Origin of the sequence: Flavobacterium xinjiangense (genome assembly GCF_900142885.1) — a bacterium.
Lineage (GTDB): Bacteria > Bacteroidota > Bacteroidia > Flavobacteriales > Flavobacteriaceae > Flavobacterium > Flavobacterium xinjiangense.
In genome coordinates, this window is record NZ_FRCL01000003.1 from 186,894 (window position 1) to 207,531 (window position 20,638).

Below are 20,638 nucleotides of genomic sequence, written 5' to 3' on the forward strand. Positions count from 1 at the left end.
TAAAAGAAGATGACAACAAACATTGAAAATTTTGCAGATATTGATACGGTTAAATTAGCAATCCAAAAATTTCAAGAGATTGGTTGGCCTAGCTTTAGTGAAACTGATAATATTGATGAATTCGTTGAAAAGATAACAAAACAAATTACTGAGGAGTTAGGCAAATTTCCTAACTATTTAATGCCATTAAAACCGAAAAACTTCCCTTTTGGTATTTTTAGAGTTAGAGAAATGACAGAGTCTACTAATTTTGATTTATATGCAGGAAATTCTTATCCACCAGTAGCATTTACAAAACTTGGAAGATGCAATTTTCCCAAACATCCTGTTTTTTACGCCTCTAATAACCCAATAACAGCGCTTTCGGAAGTTGTTAGGAATGAAGAATTCAAAGGCAAGAAATTTTGTATTTCATCATGGGAAATAATAAAGTCAAATGACACATTCATATTTGAAAATTTTCTTCAAACATCCTTGCATCCAAATAATCATTTTGCTGTATTAGCAAAAGCCTTAGTAAATAGAGTAAATGAGCCTTTCGATATTAAGCTCTCCGAGGAACAAACACAGGGAATAGTAGAATTCTTAAAATACATTGACAGTCAATTTATTAGTGATGAAAATTATTCCTTTTCTGCATCTTTAGCGCACAGACGTATTTATGGAAAACATAATTTCTGTACAGATATTCTAATGTATCCTAGTGTCCAAACATTAATGCAAGGTGTTAATCTCGCAATTAACCCAAACTTTGTTGATAATCACATGCGCGTAAAAAGATTTTATGTAATTGAACTACAGAGTTTTGATAAGCAAAGTGGTAAATTTATAATTACATTTCATAAATATGGAGAGATAAAGAAAAACGTAATTTTTTGGAAAAAAATACATCCAGAAGATAAACTATATCAAAAATATGTGAAATTAGATTTTAAAAGTTTTATAAGTGACGATTTTAAATTTGACTTTATAAAATAACAAGCCATAACATACTCTACAAGCAATTTGGGTTTTAGGCTTAATTTGAAGTTGGTTTTGTATTTGGAAGATTTGGCAAATCGTCGCTCCAAAGCTTCCCGACTTCAGAATCGTAATGAGGAAATCCAAATAAGAAATATCCACAGACTATTTAAAACCAACCAAATAAAACAAAAAAATATGAAAAAAATAATACTACTCCTTGCCTATTTTACTGTTAGTAATTTTGCTTATTCTCAAGCTGACAAAGTGGATGTTGCAATAAAAGATTTGATGCAAAAAAATAGAATTGTTGGTTTACAATTAGCAGTAATTAAAGACAATGTGATTGTTAAAACAAGTCATTACGGATTAGCATCAGTCGAAGATTCAATTGCGGTGGATAGCCAGACTATTTTTAGCATTAATTCCATTACTAAAGCATTCACAGCAGTTGCTATTATGCAATTAGTAGAAAATGGTAAATTAAATCTTGACGAACCTATTTCAAAATATTTGGATAAGCTGCCTAAAACTTGGCAAAATATTACAGTAAAACAAATAGTGACTCATCAATCGGGACTTCCTGAAATTTGGGATGCACAAGGAAATATGTTATCTGAAAATAGTGAAACTTTATTCCAAAAAATAAAAGAATTGCCTCTTATTTTTAAACCTGGTAAAGAATTCAGAGACAGCCAAGCCAATTACCTGCTACTTGGAATGCTTATTGAAAAAATAAGTGGACAGCCATTTGAAAAATTCATTACAGAAAACCAGTATAAAAAAGCGGGAATGAAGAATTCCATCAAAGCTGGGATAGGCGATTTTTACAACATAATTAAGCACTCCGCAAAGCCATATTCTTATTTTAGAAATAATGTTCTAACCAATGTGTATCAACCGATACCTTCAAATTTGTATCCAGCCGGCGGAATCTATTCAACGGCAACTGAAATGGCACAATGGGTAATCGCATTACAAAGTAATCAATTAATTAATGCCGAAAATCTTAATACGCTTTGGACTCCAATACGATTAGATAATGGAGAAATATATCAAGAAAACGGTTTTCTGAATCAAAGTTCGATTGGTTTTTATTCCTCTTCAAGAGTTAAAAACCCTGTAATTGCCTCTCTCGGTGGAAATAGAAATGCTTTATACATTTATCCAAAAGACAATGTTTCTGTAGTGATTTTGACAAATTTAGTGGGTTCGCGCCCAGAAAATTTTATTGAAGATTTAGCAAATTTATATCTAACAGAAAATAAATAACAATACTGCCAAGCGTCCCGCTCGTGAACACGAACATAAGCAAGCAGCTTATTGACAAATATCAAAAGGGCTTTAACTATTATAATTTCAACACAATAAATATGAAAATATTTAAACCAACCCATAAATTACTGACTGTTGTAGTCACTTTATTTATACTTTCCTTTATCACAAATACTCTGGCTCAGGAAAAAATTCAAATGGTAAGATTGGCAAAAATTAAAGTTGATCCATTGCAATTGGACAAGTATAATATTGCGTTAAAAGAACAAATGACTACTGCAGTTCGTCTTGAACCAGGAGTGTTAACGTATTACGCTGTTGCTGACAAAAACGAACCATCACACATCACAATACTTGAAATATATGCTGATACAACGGCATACAAATCTCATATAGAAACAACTCATTTTAAGAAATATAAGGAGACAGTTAAAGATATGGTTAAATCTTTGGAACTTGTAGATGTAACTCTAATTGGCTCGGCTAATAAGATGGAAAAATGACCTTCCCAAATAATTAAAGAATATACACTAAAACAACTTGTATATTCTATGAATTGGAATCATCACTCCTTGTTTTAACATCACATTTTTGTCTGTAACACCCCAAACGGTAGTATCTACTATTTTTTTGGATTCGTCATCTTCAAAGAAAATTTTAATTTTTGAATGTTCTAAATTTCCCAATGATAAAGCCCTATTGATATCGCTTATTCTGGTTTTTATTTCGTCAACATCGTCAAGAACATCTGTTGTCGGAAATTTAAGAAGTGCGATGTCTTCTTTATCGATGATTGTGAATTCTTCTGTCATAATGGTGAAAATTTAATGAATACTAAATTACTTGTATTGTAGTAAAACTTAACCCGTTTTATTAGCCATAATACGCTATACAAAAATAAAACCTCCTTGACTTTGTTAATGCCAATTTTATATTAATTTTTTCTTTGGCTTAATTCCTAAAAATTCAATACAATGAACCTACAGACAATTTAAAACCTAAAAAACGCATTGCCTCTATTTTCTACTCTTTATAAAATTCACTATTTTTGCAATCTAAAATTTTAGTCATGCCAAACAAAAAATACAAAATAGCGGTCATTCAATTGAATCTTAATGATATTGCCGAAAACAACTTGAAAAAATGTATCAGTTGGGTTCGTGATGCCGCCAACCTTGGTGCCGAAGTAATTTCGTTACCGGAATTATACAGCAGTCATTATTTTTGTCAGAGCGAAGATGTAGATAATTTTGCTTTGGCAGAACCATTGTACAGTACTTCGTTTATTGCTTTTAGCGCTTTGGCAAAAGAATTAGGCGTGGTGATTATTGTTCCTTTCTTCGAAAAAAGAATGGCAGGAATTTACCATAATAGTGCGTACATCATTGACACAGACGGTTCAGAAGCAGGATTGTACCGCAAAATGCACATTCCGGACGATCCTCATTTTTATGAAAAATTCTATTTCACGCCTGGTGATTTGGGTTTCAAAACAATTCCAACCAAAAAAGGAAAAGTGGGAACCTTAATCTGTTGGGATCAATGGTATCCTGAAGCGGCTCGTTTGACTGCTTTACAAGGTGCTGAGGTGTTGTTTTACCCAACAGCAATTGGATGGCATCCACAAGAAAAAGAACAGTACGGTGAAAACCAACATGGCGCTTGGATGAGTGTTATGAAAGGTCATGCCGTTGCGAATGGCGTTTATGTTGCTGCAGCAAACAGAATTGGTTTAGAGCAATACTTGCCAGATACGGCGGGAATTCAGTTTTGGGGATCTTCGTTTATAGCGGGACCACAAGGCGAAATTTTGGCGCAAGCCTCACACGACGAAGAGGAAATCCTGATTGCCGAAGTAGATTTAGACTTACAAGAAAATGTACGTCAAAACTGGCCGTTTTTTAGAGACAGAAGAATTGACGCTTTTGGAGATATTACGAAAAGAGCAATCGACTAATTATGAGCACTACCAATAACAGACGATTCCCTGCCGAATGGGAAAAACAACAAGGAATTTTACTTTGTTTTCCGCACAACGGTAAGGATTGGCCAGGAAAATACGAAGCGGTTCAATGGGCTTTCGTAGAATTCATTAAAAAAGTAGCTACTTTCGAAACTGTTTTTTTAGTGGTTGCCGATGAAAATCAGAAAGAAAAAGTCAATACGATGCTGGAAACAGCTCATGTTGAACTCCCTAACATTTCGTACATCATACACAAAACTAATAGAAGTTGGATGCGTGATTCCGGTCCGATAATAGTAAAAAACGGAACCGAAAGAGAAGCTTTAAACTTTAATTTTAATGGTTGGGCAAAGTATAAAAACATTCAATTGGACAAATTTGTTCCAGCCAAAGTGGGTGAATTTCTGAATATTCCTGTGACTCAAGTCATGTACAAAGGAAAACCGGTAATTGTAGAAGGTGGCGCGATTGACAGTAACGGTCGTGGAACTTTATTGACTTCAGAAGAATGTTTGATGCATCCGGATATTCAGGTTCGGAATCCAAATTTCTCCAAAGCAGATTACGAAGCGGTTTTCAAGGAATACCTTGGAATTACGAATGTGATCTGGCTAGGCGACGGAATTGAAGGTGACGATACCCACGGTCATATTGATGATTTATGCCGATTTATAAATGAAGACACGATCGTGACTATTGTAGAAACAGATCCAAAGGATAATAACTACAAACCGCTGCAAGATAATTTAAAACGCTTGCAAAATGCTAAACTGGAAAATGGTAAATCTCCAATAATTGTTGCTTTACCAATGCCTAAACGCTTGGAATTTGATGGTTTAAGATTGCCAGCGAGTTATGCGAATTTCCTGATTTTAAACAATTGTGTTTTGGTTCCTACTTTTAACGACAGTAATGACAGAAAAGCATTAAACATACTTGCAGAATGTTTTCCTGATAGAGAGATTATCGGGATTAGCGCGACTGATTTTATTTGGGGTTTTGGAACTTTACATTGCCTTAGTCAACAAATTCCAGAATAAAAATTAAGCATTTACTTTTAAATATAAAGCAAAAAAAACGCCAACTTCACAGTTGGCGTTTTTTGTACATAAATACAAAAATTATTTATCTCTTGTGAATAGGAAACTTTGTCCGTTTACTTCCAATGTAAATTCACTTTTATTTTCATTAAACTGAATGGTAAGACCGGCTTGATTAGCCAAGAACTTATCCTTTCCAGACGGCCCAAAACTCAAATTAGGCTGACCTTCAGATTTCCCTATCAAAACACCTTTATCTTCAGAAAAAACAATTTTTACAGGAATTTGCTTACTCGAAAATGTACCTAAATAAGCATCCAAGATTACATCTTTCTCTAATTCTCCTTTTCCGGCAGTCCAAGTATCATTATCTGAATTTACATCAGGGAAAACATGTCCTGGATCTAGCGTAATTGTTTCAATTTCTTCAGTTGTATTAGATTTGAAAGACCAACTTTTGTTACGTTCCCATATTTCTACCGGAAGATTAACTCTAGTTACTTTACCTGATTTGGATTTAATATCCATGATAACTGGAAAAGGCATTTTTTCTAAATTCTCGATAGTAATAATAGCTCCTTTAGTTGCATCATTTTTTACATATTTCACTTTAGAAACCGCTTGATCAAAACGCCAGTTGTTAATAATCCAACCTCTCCAAAACCAGTTTAAATCTTCTCCGGCTACATTCTCCATCGTACGGAAAAAGTCATCTGGTGTTGGATGTTTGAAAGCCCAACGCTCCGTATACGTTCTAAAAGCATAATCAAAACGTTCTTTTCCTAGAATTTGCTCACGTAACATAGTAAGACCTGAAGCCGGTTTGTAATACGCTAAAATACCTAAGTTAGCTTCTTTCAATCCATCTGGAGCTGAAAAAACAGGCTCTAAATCAGGATTTGTCAATCTGTTTGAAGAACGATGTAAGTCTGAAGCAGGTTGTTTGTATTCGCCATTGTTAAAATCAACTGAACTCAATGAGTTGATAAATGTATTGAATCCTTCGTCCATCCAAGCAAATAATCTTTCGTTTGAACCTACAATCATAGGAAACCAACCGTGACCAAATTCATGATCTGTTACGCCCCATAAATCATCCTTTTTAGATTCCCATCCACAAAAAACAATTCCTGGATATTCCATTCCACCTTCGTTACCAGCAACATTAGTAGCCGATAAATAAGGATATTCGAACCAACGTTTTGAATAATTTTCAACCGATGTTTTAGTGTATTCTGTTGCACGACCCCATGCATCCTGTCCTTCACTTTCAACTGGATAAGCAGAGATGGCAATAGATTTTTTTCCGCTTGGTAAATTAATTTTGGCAGCATCAATAATAAAAGCAGCTGATGATGCAAAAGCAACGTCTCTGGAATTTTTAATTTTAAATTTCCAAGTTAAAGTAGTTTTTCCAGCTGGTCTAGAACTTGCATTGGTAACTTCCGCAGCGGTACGAATCATAATCGTTTTGTCACTGGCAGCAGCTTGAGCCCAACGTTTTTGCTGTTCAGCAGTGTAAACTTCTGAAGGGTTTTGTAAATCCCCAGAGCAAACTACAATATGATTTGCAGGTACTGTAATCGAAACATCAAAATCTCCATATTCTAAATAAAACTCCCCTGCACCTAAATAAGGTAACGTGTTCCATCCTTTTACATCGTCATACACACACATTCTAGGATACCATTGCGCAATAGTAAAAATTTTACCGTTTTTAGTATCTAAAACTCCTGTTCTGTCTGAACCGTATTTTGGTGAAATATAAGAAAATTCAATTTTCACTTTAATTGAAGTACCATTACCATTTAATTCTTGTGGCAAAATAATTTGCATACGAGTATCTGCGATAGTGAATTTTGCTTCTTTTTCAACAGATTTCCCACCTATAGTGGCAATTACTTTGATAGATTTAATTTTGTGACCTCCATCAAAATCTTCTCCGTCAGCTCCATTGCGACTACCGCTTACTGGGATAACTGAAATTCCACGAGAATCTTTTTTGAATAAGTTTTGGTCAACATTCATCCATAGAAAAGCCAATTTATCAGGGCTATTATTGGTATACGTTAATGTTTCAGTTCCAATGATTTCGCTGGTTTTATCATTTAAATTTGCTGTTAACTGATAATCAGCTCTATTTTGCCAATACTTTGCTCCCGGCTGTCCACTTGCAGAACGAGTTTCGGTTCCATTTTTAGTATAAAAACCTGGCACAAATGCATCATGATAATCGTACTTTGATACGTTTGTTTTCGTGTCCTGAGCCTGTAGCGAGGAAACTCCACAAAATAAAGCTAAACAGAATGTAGCTTTAAAGAAATTGTTTTTCATAATTTGATTGATTTTTTATTTTTTTATTTGTTTGATTACCGATAAGTATAAAAGTGAATCCTTTTGTTACACTATTTATTGAAATTAAAAAGGGATTCATTGGTTCTCAAAAATTGAAAACGGTTTAAAATCAAATAAATATTATAATAAATAAAAAATTACTCATATTATAACAAGAAAAGGGAATTATTGAAAAGCTAATAACTATTTAACTTAAATAGATTTCACCTGATTTATATTTTTAAACAAATTTTAAAATATATTTACATTTTAAAATTTAAACCTGAATGGCTTTGAAAACAGTAATTAAAAATGCCTTTTTAACCGCTACAATAAATAGTTTTGGCGCGGAATTATGTTCGCTGAAAAATAAGGATAATAAAGAATACATCTGGGAGGGAAATCCTGATTTTTGGGGCAAGCACTCTCCTATTTTGTTTCCAATTGTAGGTACACTAAAAAATAATTCATTTCATTACAATGCCAAAGAATATCATTTATCTCGACATGGTTTTGCACGTGATATGGATTTTGAAATAGTTGATGAAAAAGATAATTCTGTTACTTTTTCGATACATTCATCTGAAGAAACAGTAAAAGTTTATCCGTTTGAATTTGAATTGCAAATCATTTATACTTTAGATAATTATAATTTAAGCATTGAATATAAAGTTATAAACAAGGGCAATTCGAAGATGCCTTTTTCTATTGGGGCTCATCCCGCTTTTGCTTTACCAGGAAATTTTGAAGATCATTCCATTCAATTTGACAAAGAGGAATCTTTAGAGTATTATCTTTTAGAAAATGATTTAATTTCAAATCAAACAAAAAAACTAGAAACACAAGAAGGACAAATTCCGTTGACATATGAATTATTTAAAAATGACGCTTTAATATTTAAAACATTAAACTCAAAGTCACTAACTATTTTAGAAGATAGAAATCCGGTTTTAAGAGTAAACTTCAAAGATTTCCCAAGTTTAGGAATTTGGACCAAAATGAATGCTCCATTTCTTTGCATAGAGCCCTGGTTTGGTTATTCAGATACAAATGAGAATTCAGGAAATCTTTTTGAGAAGGAAGGGATTCAAGTCCTTGAAGAAAAAGCAACTTTCAGATCAGAATTTAGTGTTGAAGTTCTATAAATTATTAAAATAAATTAACAAGATATGTTGACTATAAATTTCACTCCATTTCCCATTTTAGAAACCGAACGATTACTGTTGAGAAGAGTCAACGAGAATGATGTAGACGAAGTTTTCGCTTTGCGTTCTAATCGAGAAACCATGAAATATATTCCAAGACCATTAGTAAAAACGGTTGAAGATGCTTTGGAACACATAGCAATGATTGATACAAAAATTGAAACTAATGAAGGAATCAATTGGGCAATTACATTAAAAGATGATCCGAAGCTAATAGGGATTATAGGTCATTACAGAATTAAACCTGAGCATCACAGAGCGGAAATTGGTTATATGTTGCATCCGGAATACAATGGAAAAGGTATTATTACAGAGGCCGTTCAAGAAGTGGTAAAATATGGTTTTAATGAAATGAAGCTGCATTCTATTGAAGCTGTTATTGACCCTGAAAATCAAGGATCAGAAAAAGTTTTGCAAAAATGCGGTTTTATTAAAGAAGCTCATTTTAAGGAAAATGAATTCTTCGAAGGACGCTTTTTAGATAGTGTTATATATTCTATTTTGAATAAATAGCGCTTTGAATCTTTACTAAATCATTACAGATTATTTATTACAAAAAACCGTATTAATACCTATTTGAAAGAATAATCTTTACATTTGCAACCAAAAAAATGTTACACCATTGAAAAAGCATTATTCAACCTTCATTATGAAAAATTTATTATTAGTTACTATCTTTTTATTTTCTATCCATTCCCAAAGTCAAACCTATGTAAAAGTAAATGCTTTGACTACTTTATTGGGCGTGCCAAATGTAGGTATTGAAACTAGTATTGGAAAAAAATCAACTTTACAATTAGATCTTTTAGCCTCACCTTGGAAATCCGTAGATGGTAAGCCACTTCAATTTTATATTTTTATTCCTGAATATCGTTACCATTTTAAAGAAAAATATAACGGTTTTTATGTAGGAGCACACATAGGAGCAACTGCATTTAATTTCCAAAAATGGAACTATCTAAATACTGACATGTATGAAAAGGGGTTTGGTTACGTTATAGGAGCCACAATTGGATATCAAGCTAAAATAAATGATAAGTTTCTATTAGATTGCTTTTTAGGAGGTGGAAACCAGCAGGGATTTTACCATGGCTATTATTTAAGTACCGGAGAACGCTACGAGACTGCTCAACATTGGAATAAAAGTGGCGAATGGTTACCTTACCGAGGTGGTGTTATGGTTTCCTATCGTATCCAATAAACGGAAACTATTTGGCAAATTTAGACAAAGACTGAACATACAAATCCTCAACTTGTTTTCTTGCCCAATCTGTTTTTCGTAAAAAAGTTAAAGAAGATTTTATACTGGGATTATCTGTAAAACATTTAATTTTGACTAATTCTCCTAATGTATCAAATCCATAATAATCTACTAATTGTTCCAGGATTCTTAGCAGGGTTGTTCCGTGAAGGGGATCTTTTGATTTTAAATTTTCCATTTTGCAAATTTAAGTATTTATATAAAAACAATTGGTGTTTCGTAGATTTGTTTCTACCTTTGTATTCCTATGCTGAAAACAATAAATATCTACAATAAAAGAGCCAAATTCGACTACGAAATAATCGAAACATTTACTGCTGGAATTGTTTTAGCAGGCACTGAAATTAAATCCATTCGATTAGGAAAAGCTAATATTACGGAGAGTTTCTGTGAATTTAGCAATAATGAGCTTTTCGCAATCAATACTTATATTGAAGAATATACTTTTGGTAATCAATTTAACCACAAAGCGAGAAGCGAACGTAAGTTACTTTTGAACAAAAGAGAATTGAAAGGGTTAATTAAAAGTGTTCAAGCAAAAGGACTAACAATTGTTCCTTTGAAATTGTTTACTAATGAAAAAGGAATGGCTAAACTACAAATTGGTCTTTGTAAAGGGAAGAAAACCTATGACAAACGTGAATCCCTAAAAGAACAAGATACTAAAAGAGATCTTGATCGAATCAAAAAAGCATTTTAAATAAAAAATGAAGTTAAAAATAGTTACACTTTTTTATTTATAAAAAAATGACTAAATTTGTCAAGACAATTTTAAACTTAATCTAAAAAATGAAAACACTACTCAAAAATGCAAGAGAACAAAAAGGACTCAAAACCAGAGAAGTGGCTCAACTTTTAGGAATTGATCAAGCCTTAATTAGTAAATTTGAAAGTGGCAACAGAAAACCCACCAGAGAGCAAGTTACAAAACTAGCATCGTTATTGGAAATTGATTTAGAAACAATAATGGTAGCTTGGCTAAAAGAAAAAATTCTTTATGAAATAGGTCAAGATGAATTTGCACTGAAAGCATTATTAGTTGCTGAAGAAGAAATAAGATATCAAAGTAAATCTTCAAAGAAAAAAATATCTACGACGTTACAAAAAATCTTAGATGAAATAGATGCTTTAAAGACAAAACTGGATGGTTTTCGTCAATTTGACAGCTATCGAATCGCTCAGGCATTAGAACTGGAATACACTTTTGAAAGTAACCGTATCGAAGGAAATACGATGACACTTCGAGAAACTGATTTGGTTATTAATGAAGGTCTGACAATTTCAGGCAAAAGTATGCGGGAACATCTTGAGGTAATTAATCATCAGGAGGCGATTGCTTATATCAAAGATTTGATGCAAAAAAATACTTCTATAAATGAAAGAGAGGTCTTATCAATTCACAATCTAATTTTAAGAGGTATCCATCCCGAAGATGCAGGTCGCTATAGAAAAGTGCAAGTGATGATACAAGGAAGCAGTCATATGCCACAGCAACCATTTCTTGTTGCCAAAGAAATGGAAGATTTTTTCATTTGGTATGAAACCAACAAAAACAATCTTCATCCTATCGTTTTGGCTGCCGAAATACACGAGCGATTAGTCACTATTCATCCGTTTATTGATGGAAACGGCAGAACTTCTCGTTTAGTGATGAACTTAATTTTGTTGCAACATGGCTACATCATTGCTAATATAAAAGGTGATTATGAAAGTAGAATGCAATACTATCAGGCACTTGAAACAGCTCAGACTAAAAACAATAAGGAAGATTTTTTACAGTTTATCGCTCAAATGGAAAAAGAAAGCTTGGAACGATATCTAAGTATTATTGGTCAATAAAAAATATCTTCAGCTCCGTTCCCTTTGGGAAGGATTGGGGATGGGATTTTAATTTTTATCTTCTAATAATGGTACAAATCGAAACTCTCCAAACTCATGTTTCTCAAATTGCTTCTCATTTTTTCTGATTAACAAAGTCATAATTTGGACCTCTTCTCCTAACGGAATAACTAGTCTTCCTCCTATTTTCAGTTGCGCCATCAAAGGCTGAGGAATAAAAGGAGCTCCTGCCGTAACAATAATACTATCAAAAGGCGCATAACTTGGTAATCCTTTATAACCGTCGCCAAAAGAAAGATGTTTGGGACGAATACTTATTTTTGGAAATAAATTGGATGTTTTTTTAAATAATTCATTTTGTCTTTCCACACTATAAACCTTTGCTCCCATCGTACACAAAACTGCAGTTTGATAACCTGAACCCGTTCCAATTTCTAATATTTTGTGTTCTTTTTTTACTTCTAATAATTGCGATTGAAAAGCTACAGTGTATGGTTGAGAAATAGTTTGACCAGCACCAATAGGGAATGCCATGTCCTGATAAGCATAATCCTCAAAACTGGAATCTAAAAATAAGTGTCTTGGGATCTTTTTTATCGCATCCAAAACATTTATATCGGTAATCCCTTTTTGTTCCAAAGCGCTTACTAATTGATTTCGAAGTCCTTGATGCTTGGCTTTATCTTTCAAAATTTGATGTTTTATTTTGGTAAAAATAGAAAACAATTTTTAATATTAAATAGTGAATATTAAATATTAAATTGGTTAAATAATTGTTTGATATCCTTAAAAAAGTAATCAATTTATTGCTATTTTTGTACAAATTAAATCATTATGCTGAAAATTGGAGTGTTAGGTGCTGGTCATCTGGGTAAAATACATTTGCGTTTATTACAACAATCTGAAAAATATGAATTAGTTGGTTTTTATGACCCAAACCAAGAAAATGCCGAAAAGGTTTCTAAAGAATTTGGCTATAAACATTTTAGCACCATAGCGACCCTCATTCATGCTGTTGACGTTATTGATATTGTAACCCCCACTCTTTCCCATTATAAATGTGCCAAAGTCGCCATCAAATCAGGCAAGCATGTTTTTATAGAAAAACCGATTTCAAATACCGTTGAAGAGGCCGAAGAAATTATTGCTTTAGCAAAAGAATACAATGTTAAAGGGCAAGTTGGACATGTAGAGCGTTTCAACCCTGCATTTATTGCAACTAAAAACATGATTGAGAACCCAATGTTTATTGAAACACACCGATTAGCGGAATTCAATCCTCGTGGTACGGACGTTCCTGTAGTTCTCGATTTGATGATACATGATATCGATGCTATTTTAAGCGTTGTTAAATCTAAAGTAAAAAGCATCAATGCAAGCGGAGTTTCGGTTATAAGTGATACCCCAGATATTGCAAATGCCCGAATCGAATTCGAAAATGGATGTGTCGCTAATTTGACAGCGAGTAGGATTTCGATGAAAAATATGCGAAAATCTCGCTTCTTCCAGAAAGATGCTTACATCTCTGTCGATTTTTTAGAGAAAAAATGCGAAGTGGTAAAAATGAAAGATGCGCCAGAAGTTCCTGGTGATTTTGACATCATTTTGCAAAATGCGGAAGGAGTAAAAAAACAAATATACTTTTCAAATCCAGATGTGGAACAAAACAACGCAATTCTTGACGAATTAGAGTCATTTGCTGATGCTATTAGTAATGATACAACTCCTGTTGTAACGCTAGAACAAGCGACTGAAGCATTAAGAGTTGCCTACCAAATTATCGATTGTTTTAAAAAATAAATTAAATTTCTTTAAAGTTTAAGGTTTAAAGTTTCTCAAAAGAACTTTAAACTTTAAACTTTTAAACTTTAAACCAAAAAAAAATGAAAAACATAGCCGTAATCGGAGCAGGAACAATGGGTAACGGAATTGCTCACACATTTGCCCAAAGTGGTTTTACCGTAAAATTAATAGATGTTTCCGAAAAATCTTTAGACAAAGGAATAGCTACTATTGCTGCAAATCTGGACAGAATGTTGGCAAAAGGAACTATAACCGAAGAAGATAAAGCAAGAACAATTACTAATATAATCACCTATACGGACATAAAAGATGGTGTTGTTGGTGTAGATTTAGTTATTGAAGCAGCTACCGAAAATGTAGAGTTAAAACTTAATATTTTCAAGCAATTGAATGAGGCTTGTTCTCACAATACTATTTTAGCAACCAATACTTCTTCCATTTCTATTACACAAATTGGAGCTGTTGTAGCACATCCGGAGCGCGTTATCGGTATGCACTTTATGAATCCGGTGCCAATTATGAAATTAGTTGAAATCATCCGTGGTTATACTACTTCTGATGAAGTGACTAAAACTATCATGGATTTATCTGAAAAATTAGGAAAAACGCCTGTTGAAGTAAACGATTACCCTGGATTTGTAGCCAATAGAATTTTGATGCCCATGATCAATGAAGCTATTGAAACTTTGTACAACAAAGTTGCAGGTGTTTATGAAATTGATACTGTAATGAAATTAGGGATGGGTCACCCAATGGGACCTTTACAATTAGCTGACTTTATAGGTCTTGATGTATGTTTGGCTATTTTAAACGTAATGTACGATGGTTTCAAAAATCCAAAATACGCACCGTGTCCTTTATTGGTAAATATGGTTCGCGCAGGAAAAATGGGTGTGAAATCTGGCGAAGGTTTCTATGATTATTCTGAAAGCAAAAAAGCAGAGAAGATTTCTAAACAATTTATATAGTCTCAATATTAAAAAGTCGAAAGTCTTAAAGTTAATTTCTTTAGACATTCGACTTTAGGACTTATGACATAATTATGGCTATAATAGTTCCTTTTAAAGCAGTTCGTCCTACTCGTGATAAAGTCTGCCTTGTCACCTGTCGTTCTTATGAAGAATATGTGAATGCCGAGTTAGCAGCACAATTAGATTTTAATCCATTGTCTTTTTTGCACATTCTAAAACCGGCCTATACCAATCAGGAAACTGTTTCTTTTGAAAAAAGATACAGACAAGTACATCAAAAATATCAGGAATTCAAAAATGAAATTATTTTAGTTAAAGATAATAAGCCTGCTATCTATATTCATAAGATTGTTACCAAAACACATTCTTTCACCGGAATTATTGTGGGAACAAGTGTTGAAGATTACCGCAATAATGTCATAAAAAAACACGAAGATATCCTAGCTTTCAGAGTTCAGTTGCTTAAAGATTATATGAAATATGCAGAGTTCAACACAGAGCCTGTTTTAATGACATATCCTGATAATAAGACAATAGAAAACTGGATTTATAACTGCACGCAAAAATTAGCCGATTTCGAATTCTCGACTACCAAAAAAGAGATTCATTACCTTTGGAAAATTGAAGATTCATTAGAGATTAGCTGGTTACAAAATATATTTGAAAAAACAGAAAGTCTTTATATTGCTGACGGTCATCATCGCACGGAAGCTTTAAAATTATTATCTGAAGAGAATACAGACCCAGAAAACACTGCAAAAGATTATATTCTAAGTTATTTAATTTCCGAAAATAATGTCAAAATTTATGAATTTAATCGATTGGTAAAAGATTTGAATGGTTTCTCGAAAGAGGATTTTATAAATGAATTAAGTGGGAGTTTTATTATTGAAAATAAACATAAGCAACCTTTTCAGCCTTCTGAAAAACATCAGTTCGGAATGTATCTTGACAATGATTTTTATAGCCTGGTTTTACAAAAAGACAACGAAGTTTTCGAAACTGCTTTGGAAAGTTTAGATACACAAATTCTGTACAAAAAAGTACTTTTGCCTCTTCTTGGAATCGAAGATTTACGCAATGATGAACGCATCGAGTATATCTCGGGAAAGCAATCCATTTTAGAAGTAAAACAAAAAATTGATCTGGGAGAATTTGAACTTGGTTTTATTCTCTTTCCTTCAAATATAGAAGAAATAAAAGCTTTGGCTGATAATAATTTGATTATGCCTCCAAAAAGCACTTACATCGAACCGAAGTTTAGAAGTGGTTTAGTAATTTATGAACTTTGATTTCACACAAATAAATTAAAAGATTAAAAAATGTCGATAGCTCAAAACTTACTTTCTATAAAAGCCACATTACCGGAGCACGTAACCTTAGTGGCTGTTTCTAAAACCAAACCAATTCCTGACTTGATGGAAGCTTATCAAGCAGGGCAACGCATTTTTGGAGAAAACAAAATCCAGGAAATGGCAGAGAAATGGGAACAAATGCCAAAAGACATTCAGTGGCATATGATTGGTCATGTACAGACGAATAAAGTCAAATTTATGGCACAATTTGTGAGCTTGATTCATGGAGTAGATAGCCTGAAATTACTACAGGAAATCAACAAACAAGCTCAAAAAAACAATAGAGTTATCGATTGTTTATTGCAAATACATATTGCTGAAGAAGAAACTAAATTTGGTCTTGATGAAGAGGAATTATCTTCTCTCTTATCTTCCAATGAATTTCAGGAGATGAAAAACATTAGAATTGTAGGATTGATGGGAATGGCGACTTTTACTGATAACAAAAACCAAATCAAAAAAGAATTCACACACTTGAAATCTATTTTTGATGGATTGCACCCACTGAAAACTGTAAACTGTAAACTGAAAACTATTTCTATGGGAATGTCTGGAGATTATAAACTCGCAATTGAATGCGGAAGCACAATGGTTCGAATAGGAAGTAGTATCTTTGGGGGAAGAAATTAATTTTTAATTTCAGATTAACGATTTTTGATTTCAGATTTTTCACATCCTGAAAACTTAAACAATAAATACAAAATTTGTACGCAATACTAGACATAGAAACCACAGGAGGACAATTTAACGAAGAAGGAATAACTGAAATCGCCATCTATAAATTTGACGGCCATGAGGTTGTAGACCAATTTATTAGTTTAGTGAATCCCGAAATTCCAATTCAGCCGTTTGTAGTTAAATTGACTGGAATCAATAATGAAATGCTGCGCTCCGCTCCCAAATTTTTTGAAGTAGCAAAACGCATTATCGAAATGACTAATGATTGCGTAATTGTAGCACATAATGCTTCTTTTGATTATAGAATTCTTCGAACTGAATTTAGACGATTAGGCTATAATTTTGAGGCAAGAACACTTTGTACCGTTGAATTGTCAAAAAAATTATTACCGGAGCAACCTTCGCATAGTTTGGGCAAACTGGTGCGTGCCCTTGGAATCCCAATGGCAGATAGACACAGAGCTAGCGGTGATGCTCTGGCAACAGTGAAATTATTTAAAATTCTTTTGGAGAAAGATTTAGAAAAAGAAATTGTAAAAGATTTCATTAAGCTAGAAATCGAAAAAGGAATCGCTCCCAAATTATTAGACATTATATCAAATTTACCCGCAAAAACCGGAACTTACTATATTCATAACGAAAAAGGCAATCTGATTTATATTGGCAAAAGCCTAAACATAAAAAAACGTGTCAACCAGCATTTCACGGGAACTACAACTAAATGCAAAAAAATTCAAGCAGAAGTTTTCACGGTAACTTACGATGAAACAGGAAGCGAATTGATTGCTCTATTGAAAGAGAGCGAAGAAATAAAAATCAATAAGCCTATTCATAACCGAGCGCAAAGGAAGAGTATTTTCCAACTGGCTTTGTATGCGGAAAAAGATGAAAAAGGATATTTGAATCTGAAATTGCAAAAAGCAGACGGTCGTAAAAAAGAAATCACCTCATTTACTTCGTTGCAAGAAGGAAAAAATACATTGTTTAGAATTACTTCGGCGTATCATTTGTGCCAAAAATTAACGGGTTTATATGCCTCCAAAACAAACTGTTTTCAATATACTATAAAAGAATGTGATGGAGCTTGTATTGGACAAATTACTCCCGAAGAATACAACACAAGAGTTCAAGGTTTCATTGACAAAAACAGCTTTGACAATCAAAATATGGTATTGGTTGACAAAGGGAGAACCATCAACGAGCGAAGTGCCATATTAATAGAAAACGGAATTTATAAAGGGTATGCATTTTATGATTTGAATTATCAAATTCACAATATTGAAATTCTTAAAAATATTATTATACCAATGCAAAATAACAGGGATACTAAGAATATTATTCAAGGTCATGTTCGAAAAAGTAAAACATTGAAAATTATCAAGTTTTAAGTTTTATTTTGAAGTCAATTTTAGCCATTCGTTATAACAAAACATGAAATACTTAATTACTATAGTTGGCCCTACAGCGATTGGAAAAACTTCTTTGAGCATTGTTTTAGCAGATTATTTCAATTCCGAAATTATTTCCTGTGACAGCAGACAGTTTTTCAAGGAAATGACTATTGGAACAGCAGTCCCCAACAAATCAGAATTAGCAACTGCAAAACACCATTTCATTCAAAACAAATCTATTTTTGAAAACTACACTGTGGGTGATTTTGAAAAAGAAGCCATAGCTAAACTCGATGAATTATTTGTGACAAATGATTATGTTATTTTAGTTGGTGGATCTGGTTTGTATGTCGATGCCATTCTAAAAGGTTTTGATGAGTTTCCTGAAATTGATTCTTCAGTACGTTTAGCAGAAAATTCAAATTACGAAAAATTAGGAATTGGTTATTTACAACAAAAATTAGAGGCATTAGATCCTGATTATTATAAAACACTGATTAAAGAGAATCCTCAAACCTTGCAAAATCCGCAACGAATGATGCGTTTTGTAGAAGTTTGTATAGGGTCCGGAAAACCATATTCATCCTTTTTAAATCAGAAGCAAAACAGCCGAAATTTCACTCCTATTCTTATTGGTTTAGAAGCTGACAGATCTATAATTTATAATAGAATCAACCAGCGTGTTGATATAATGATGAACGAAGGTCTTTTGGCTGAAGCCAAAGTTTTATTCCCAAACAAAGAATTGAATGCACTGCAAACCGTGGGTTATAGAGAATTATTCAGTTATTTTGATCGTGAAATTTCATTAGAATTTGCCATCGAAGAAATAAAGAAAAATACAAGACGATTTTCTAAACGCCAACTGACTTGGTTCAAAAGAAATGAAAATACCAAATGGTTTGATTTTGAAACTCCGTATGAAACTATTGTGGATTTCATCAATTCGAAAAAGTAAAAAAAAAAAATAAATCTAAGAATTCAAATTCGTAATTTGTAATTCACTATTCATTACTATTTATATGCCGATAGCTCCAAATTTCTCTTCTATTTTAAGCAAAGACTGGGAAATCAATTTTACCCAATGCGCTCCAAATGGAAATCTAAAATATACTGACTTATGCAATATCCTGCAACTGACAGCTGCCGCACATTCTGAAGTTGGAGGCATTAGCTTTTTGGATATGCAGGAATTCAACCAAGCTTGGGTTTTAAGCAGAATGCGTGTTGAAATAGATACTTTGCCTAAATGGGGAGATATTGTGACAGTAAAAACGTGGATTAACTCTTTAGAAAATTCTCGTTCCGTACGCGCGCTGGAAATGTATCTTAACGGAAAAAAGATTGCAGGTTCTGAGACTTTTTGGGCTGTTTTTAATACTAAAATGCGCCGTCCGGAAGCATTGGCTTTACCATTCGAACATTTTGAATTGTATCCTGATACACGAGCTACAAAGCATGGTTTTTCAAAAATTAATTTGAATTATGAAAAAGAAATAGTTTTTGAGAAAACGGTATTCTTATCTGATTTAGACATTGTAAATCACGTAAATAATGTAAAATATCTGGAATGGTGTTTGGATCTGGTTGATGAAAAACTAATTCTAAACCAAAAAATAGAAAGTTTCGAAATGAATTTTATGAAGGAACTATCTTTGAAAGATACTGTAATCATTCATGAGAGCTTGAATGAAACCGAAACGACTTTTAGCATTACAAAAGAGAATAAAACCAGTTTTGCTTTACAATTAAATTGGAAATAGTACAAAATTATTTCTCAAAAGCCCTAACCTTGGTAAAAGTGGCAATAACCCAAAAAAATGGCTTCGATTTCTCGAAGCCATTTTTATTATGCTACTTTGTTTTTTACAACTAGTCTAAATCCCTCACCGTGAATATTTAAGATTTCAACATCTTCATCTAATTTAAGATATTTTCTTAATTTAGCGATGTATACATCCATGCTTCTTGATGTGAAATAGTTATCATCTCTCCATATTTTTGTTAAGGCCAATTCTCTTGGCATTAAATCATTTTCGTGAAGAATCAACATTTTCAATAACTCGTTCTCTTTCGGAGACAATTTAATAGGCTCTTCATTGTTAAATGTTAAAAAACGAAGCTTTGAATTAAAATGAAATTTTCCAATATTAAATTCAAACTGTGCTTGTTCCGCTTTAGTATCAGATGATTTTCTTTGAATTATAGCTTTAATTTTCATCAAAAGCACTTCAGAATCAAAAGGTTTGTTCAAATAATCATCCGCGCCAGCCTTATATCCTTTTAAAACATCCTCTTTCATAGATTTTGCTGTCAAGAAAATAATTGGCACTTCATTGTTTTTCTCTCTGATTTCTTTTGCAAGCGTATAACCATCTTTATATGGCATCATAACATCCAGAATACACAAATCAAAAGTATCTTTCTTGAATTTTTCAAATCCTTCCATTCCATTTTTCGCTAAAGTAACATCAAAATCATTTAGCATTAAATAATCTTTTAGCACTGCACCAAAATTCAGGTCATCTTCAACTAAAAGTATTTTTTTATTTACATTTTCCAT

At 32.9% G+C, this 20,638-nt stretch carries 22 protein-coding genes; 17 read left to right on the plus strand and 5 right to left on the minus strand.

The genetic code is table 11. From position 1 onward, the window contains the following. Nucleotides 1-9: 9 nt before the first annotated feature. From BUC23_RS04755 to BUC23_RS04765, 3 genes are all read left to right on the plus strand, one after another. Nucleotides 10-978 (plus strand): RES domain-containing protein, encoded by a 969-nt coding sequence (locus BUC23_RS04755; protein WP_073206253.1) that lies wholly within the window; start codon nt 10-12, stop codon nt 976-978. Between the two features lie 180 nt (nt 979-1,158). Then, on the plus strand, nt 1,159-2,232 hold the full coding sequence (locus tag BUC23_RS04760) for a serine hydrolase domain-containing protein (protein WP_139259770.1): 1,074 nt from the start codon (nt 1,159-1,161) through the stop codon (nt 2,230-2,232). A 23-nt stretch (nt 2,233-2,255) separates the two neighbouring features. Further along, nucleotides 2,256-2,738 (plus strand): putative quinol monooxygenase, encoded by a 483-nt coding sequence (locus BUC23_RS04765; protein ID WP_208609304.1) that lies wholly within the window; start codon nt 2,256-2,258, stop codon nt 2,736-2,738. Between the two features lie 27 nt (nt 2,739-2,765). Here BUC23_RS04765 and BUC23_RS04770 read toward each other — a convergent pair whose 3' ends face one another. Beyond that, nucleotides 2,766-3,047: a hypothetical protein gene (locus BUC23_RS04770; protein ID WP_073206262.1), complete on the minus strand. Its 282-nt coding sequence runs from the start codon at nt 3,045-3,047 to the stop codon at nt 2,766-2,768. A gap of 257 nt (nt 3,048-3,304) precedes the next feature. Between BUC23_RS04770 and BUC23_RS04775 the strand changes: the two genes are divergently transcribed. Then, nucleotides 3,305-4,192, plus strand: coding sequence for a carbon-nitrogen hydrolase (locus BUC23_RS04775; RefSeq protein ID WP_073206265.1), 888 nt, complete (start codon nt 3,305-3,307; stop codon nt 4,190-4,192). Between the two features lie 2 nt (nt 4,193-4,194). Then, nucleotides 4,195-5,238, plus strand: coding sequence for an agmatine deiminase family protein (locus BUC23_RS04780; protein WP_073206268.1), 1,044 nt, complete (start codon nt 4,195-4,197; stop codon nt 5,236-5,238). 81 nt (nt 5,239-5,319) lie between these two features. Here the strand turns inward: BUC23_RS04780 and BUC23_RS04785 are convergent, their stop codons facing one another. Then, nucleotides 5,320-7,572: a M1 family metallopeptidase gene (locus BUC23_RS04785; RefSeq protein WP_073206272.1), complete on the minus strand. Its 2,253-nt coding sequence runs from the start codon at nt 7,570-7,572 to the stop codon at nt 5,320-5,322. A gap of 287 nt (nt 7,573-7,859) precedes the next feature. Here BUC23_RS04785 and BUC23_RS04790 point away from each other — a divergent pair, with 287 nt between their 5' ends. The 3 genes from BUC23_RS04790 to BUC23_RS04800 all read left to right on the plus strand — a co-directional run bounded on the left by BUC23_RS04790 (nt 7,860) and on the right by BUC23_RS04800 (nt 9,978). Then, entirely contained in the window at nt 7,860-8,717 is an 858-nt protein-coding gene (locus BUC23_RS04790) for an aldose 1-epimerase family protein (protein WP_073206274.1), read from the plus strand. Nucleotides 8,718-8,741: 24 nt separating this feature from the next. After that, nucleotides 8,742-9,290, plus strand: coding sequence for a GNAT family N-acetyltransferase (locus BUC23_RS04795; RefSeq protein WP_073206278.1), 549 nt, complete (start codon nt 8,742-8,744; stop codon nt 9,288-9,290). A gap of 136 nt (nt 9,291-9,426) precedes the next feature. Further along, nucleotides 9,427-9,978, plus strand: coding sequence for a DUF3575 domain-containing protein (locus BUC23_RS04800; RefSeq protein WP_073206281.1), 552 nt, complete (start codon nt 9,427-9,429; stop codon nt 9,976-9,978). A gap of 7 nt (nt 9,979-9,985) precedes the next feature. On the opposite strand, the gene BUC23_RS04805 is transcribed toward BUC23_RS04800, so the two are convergent. Further along, nucleotides 9,986-10,216 (minus strand): VF530 family protein, encoded by a 231-nt coding sequence (locus BUC23_RS04805; protein WP_073206284.1) that lies wholly within the window; start codon nt 10,214-10,216, stop codon nt 9,986-9,988. Between the two features lie 69 nt (nt 10,217-10,285). Here BUC23_RS04805 and smpB point away from each other — a divergent pair, with 69 nt between their 5' ends. Then, nucleotides 10,286-10,738: an SsrA-binding protein SmpB gene (smpB, locus tag BUC23_RS04810; protein WP_073206287.1), complete on the plus strand. Its 453-nt coding sequence runs from the start codon at nt 10,286-10,288 to the stop codon at nt 10,736-10,738. 89 nt (nt 10,739-10,827) lie between these two features. Beyond that, nucleotides 10,828-11,877, plus strand: a complete 1,050-nt coding sequence (locus BUC23_RS04815; protein ID WP_073206290.1) for a Fic family protein — start codon at nt 10,828-10,830, stop codon at nt 11,875-11,877. Between the two features lie 48 nt (nt 11,878-11,925). Here BUC23_RS04815 and BUC23_RS04820 read toward each other — a convergent pair whose 3' ends face one another. After that, nucleotides 11,926-12,567 carry a protein-L-isoaspartate(D-aspartate) O-methyltransferase gene (locus BUC23_RS04820; RefSeq protein WP_073206797.1) on the minus strand — a complete coding sequence of 214 codons (642 nt, stop codon included), beginning with the start codon at nt 12,565-12,567 and terminating at the stop codon, nt 11,926-11,928. A gap of 144 nt (nt 12,568-12,711) precedes the next feature. Here BUC23_RS04820 and BUC23_RS04825 point away from each other — a divergent pair, with 144 nt between their 5' ends. The 7 genes from BUC23_RS04825 (at nt 12,712) to BUC23_RS04855 (ending at nt 19,838) form a co-directional block, all read left to right on the plus strand. Then, complete coding sequence (locus BUC23_RS04825; RefSeq protein ID WP_073206293.1) at nt 12,712-13,677, plus strand: Gfo/Idh/MocA family protein; 966 nt, start codon at nt 12,712-12,714, stop codon at nt 13,675-13,677. Between the two features lie 83 nt (nt 13,678-13,760). Continuing rightward, nucleotides 13,761-14,648: a 3-hydroxyacyl-CoA dehydrogenase family protein gene (locus BUC23_RS04830; RefSeq protein WP_073206296.1), complete on the plus strand. Its 888-nt coding sequence runs from the start codon at nt 13,761-13,763 to the stop codon at nt 14,646-14,648. A gap of 74 nt (nt 14,649-14,722) precedes the next feature. Beyond that, nucleotides 14,723-15,943, plus strand: coding sequence for a DUF1015 domain-containing protein (locus tag BUC23_RS04835; RefSeq protein ID WP_073206299.1), 1,221 nt, complete (start codon nt 14,723-14,725; stop codon nt 15,941-15,943). Between the two features lie 30 nt (nt 15,944-15,973). Next, nucleotides 15,974-16,636 carry a YggS family pyridoxal phosphate-dependent enzyme gene (locus tag BUC23_RS04840; protein ID WP_073206303.1) on the plus strand — a complete coding sequence of 221 codons (663 nt, stop codon included), beginning with the start codon at nt 15,974-15,976 and terminating at the stop codon, nt 16,634-16,636. A gap of 74 nt (nt 16,637-16,710) precedes the next feature. Then, on the plus strand, nt 16,711-18,072 hold the full coding sequence (locus BUC23_RS04845) for an exonuclease domain-containing protein (protein ID WP_073206307.1): 1,362 nt from the start codon (nt 16,711-16,713) through the stop codon (nt 18,070-18,072). 43 nt (nt 18,073-18,115) lie between these two features. Continuing rightward, nucleotides 18,116-19,033 carry a tRNA (adenosine(37)-N6)-dimethylallyltransferase MiaA gene (miaA, locus tag BUC23_RS04850; RefSeq protein ID WP_073206309.1) on the plus strand — a complete coding sequence of 306 codons (918 nt, stop codon included), beginning with the start codon at nt 18,116-18,118 and terminating at the stop codon, nt 19,031-19,033. Nucleotides 19,034-19,097: 64 nt separating this feature from the next. Next, a complete protein-coding gene (locus BUC23_RS04855; protein WP_073206313.1) occupies nt 19,098-19,838 on the plus strand; it encodes an acyl-[acyl-carrier-protein] thioesterase in 741 nt (246 codons plus the stop codon). 86 nt (nt 19,839-19,924) lie between these two features. Here BUC23_RS04855 and BUC23_RS04860 read toward each other — a convergent pair whose 3' ends face one another. Next, on the minus strand, nt 19,925-20,638 hold the full coding sequence (locus tag BUC23_RS04860) for a response regulator transcription factor (RefSeq protein ID WP_073206317.1): 714 nt from the start codon (nt 20,636-20,638) through the stop codon (nt 19,925-19,927).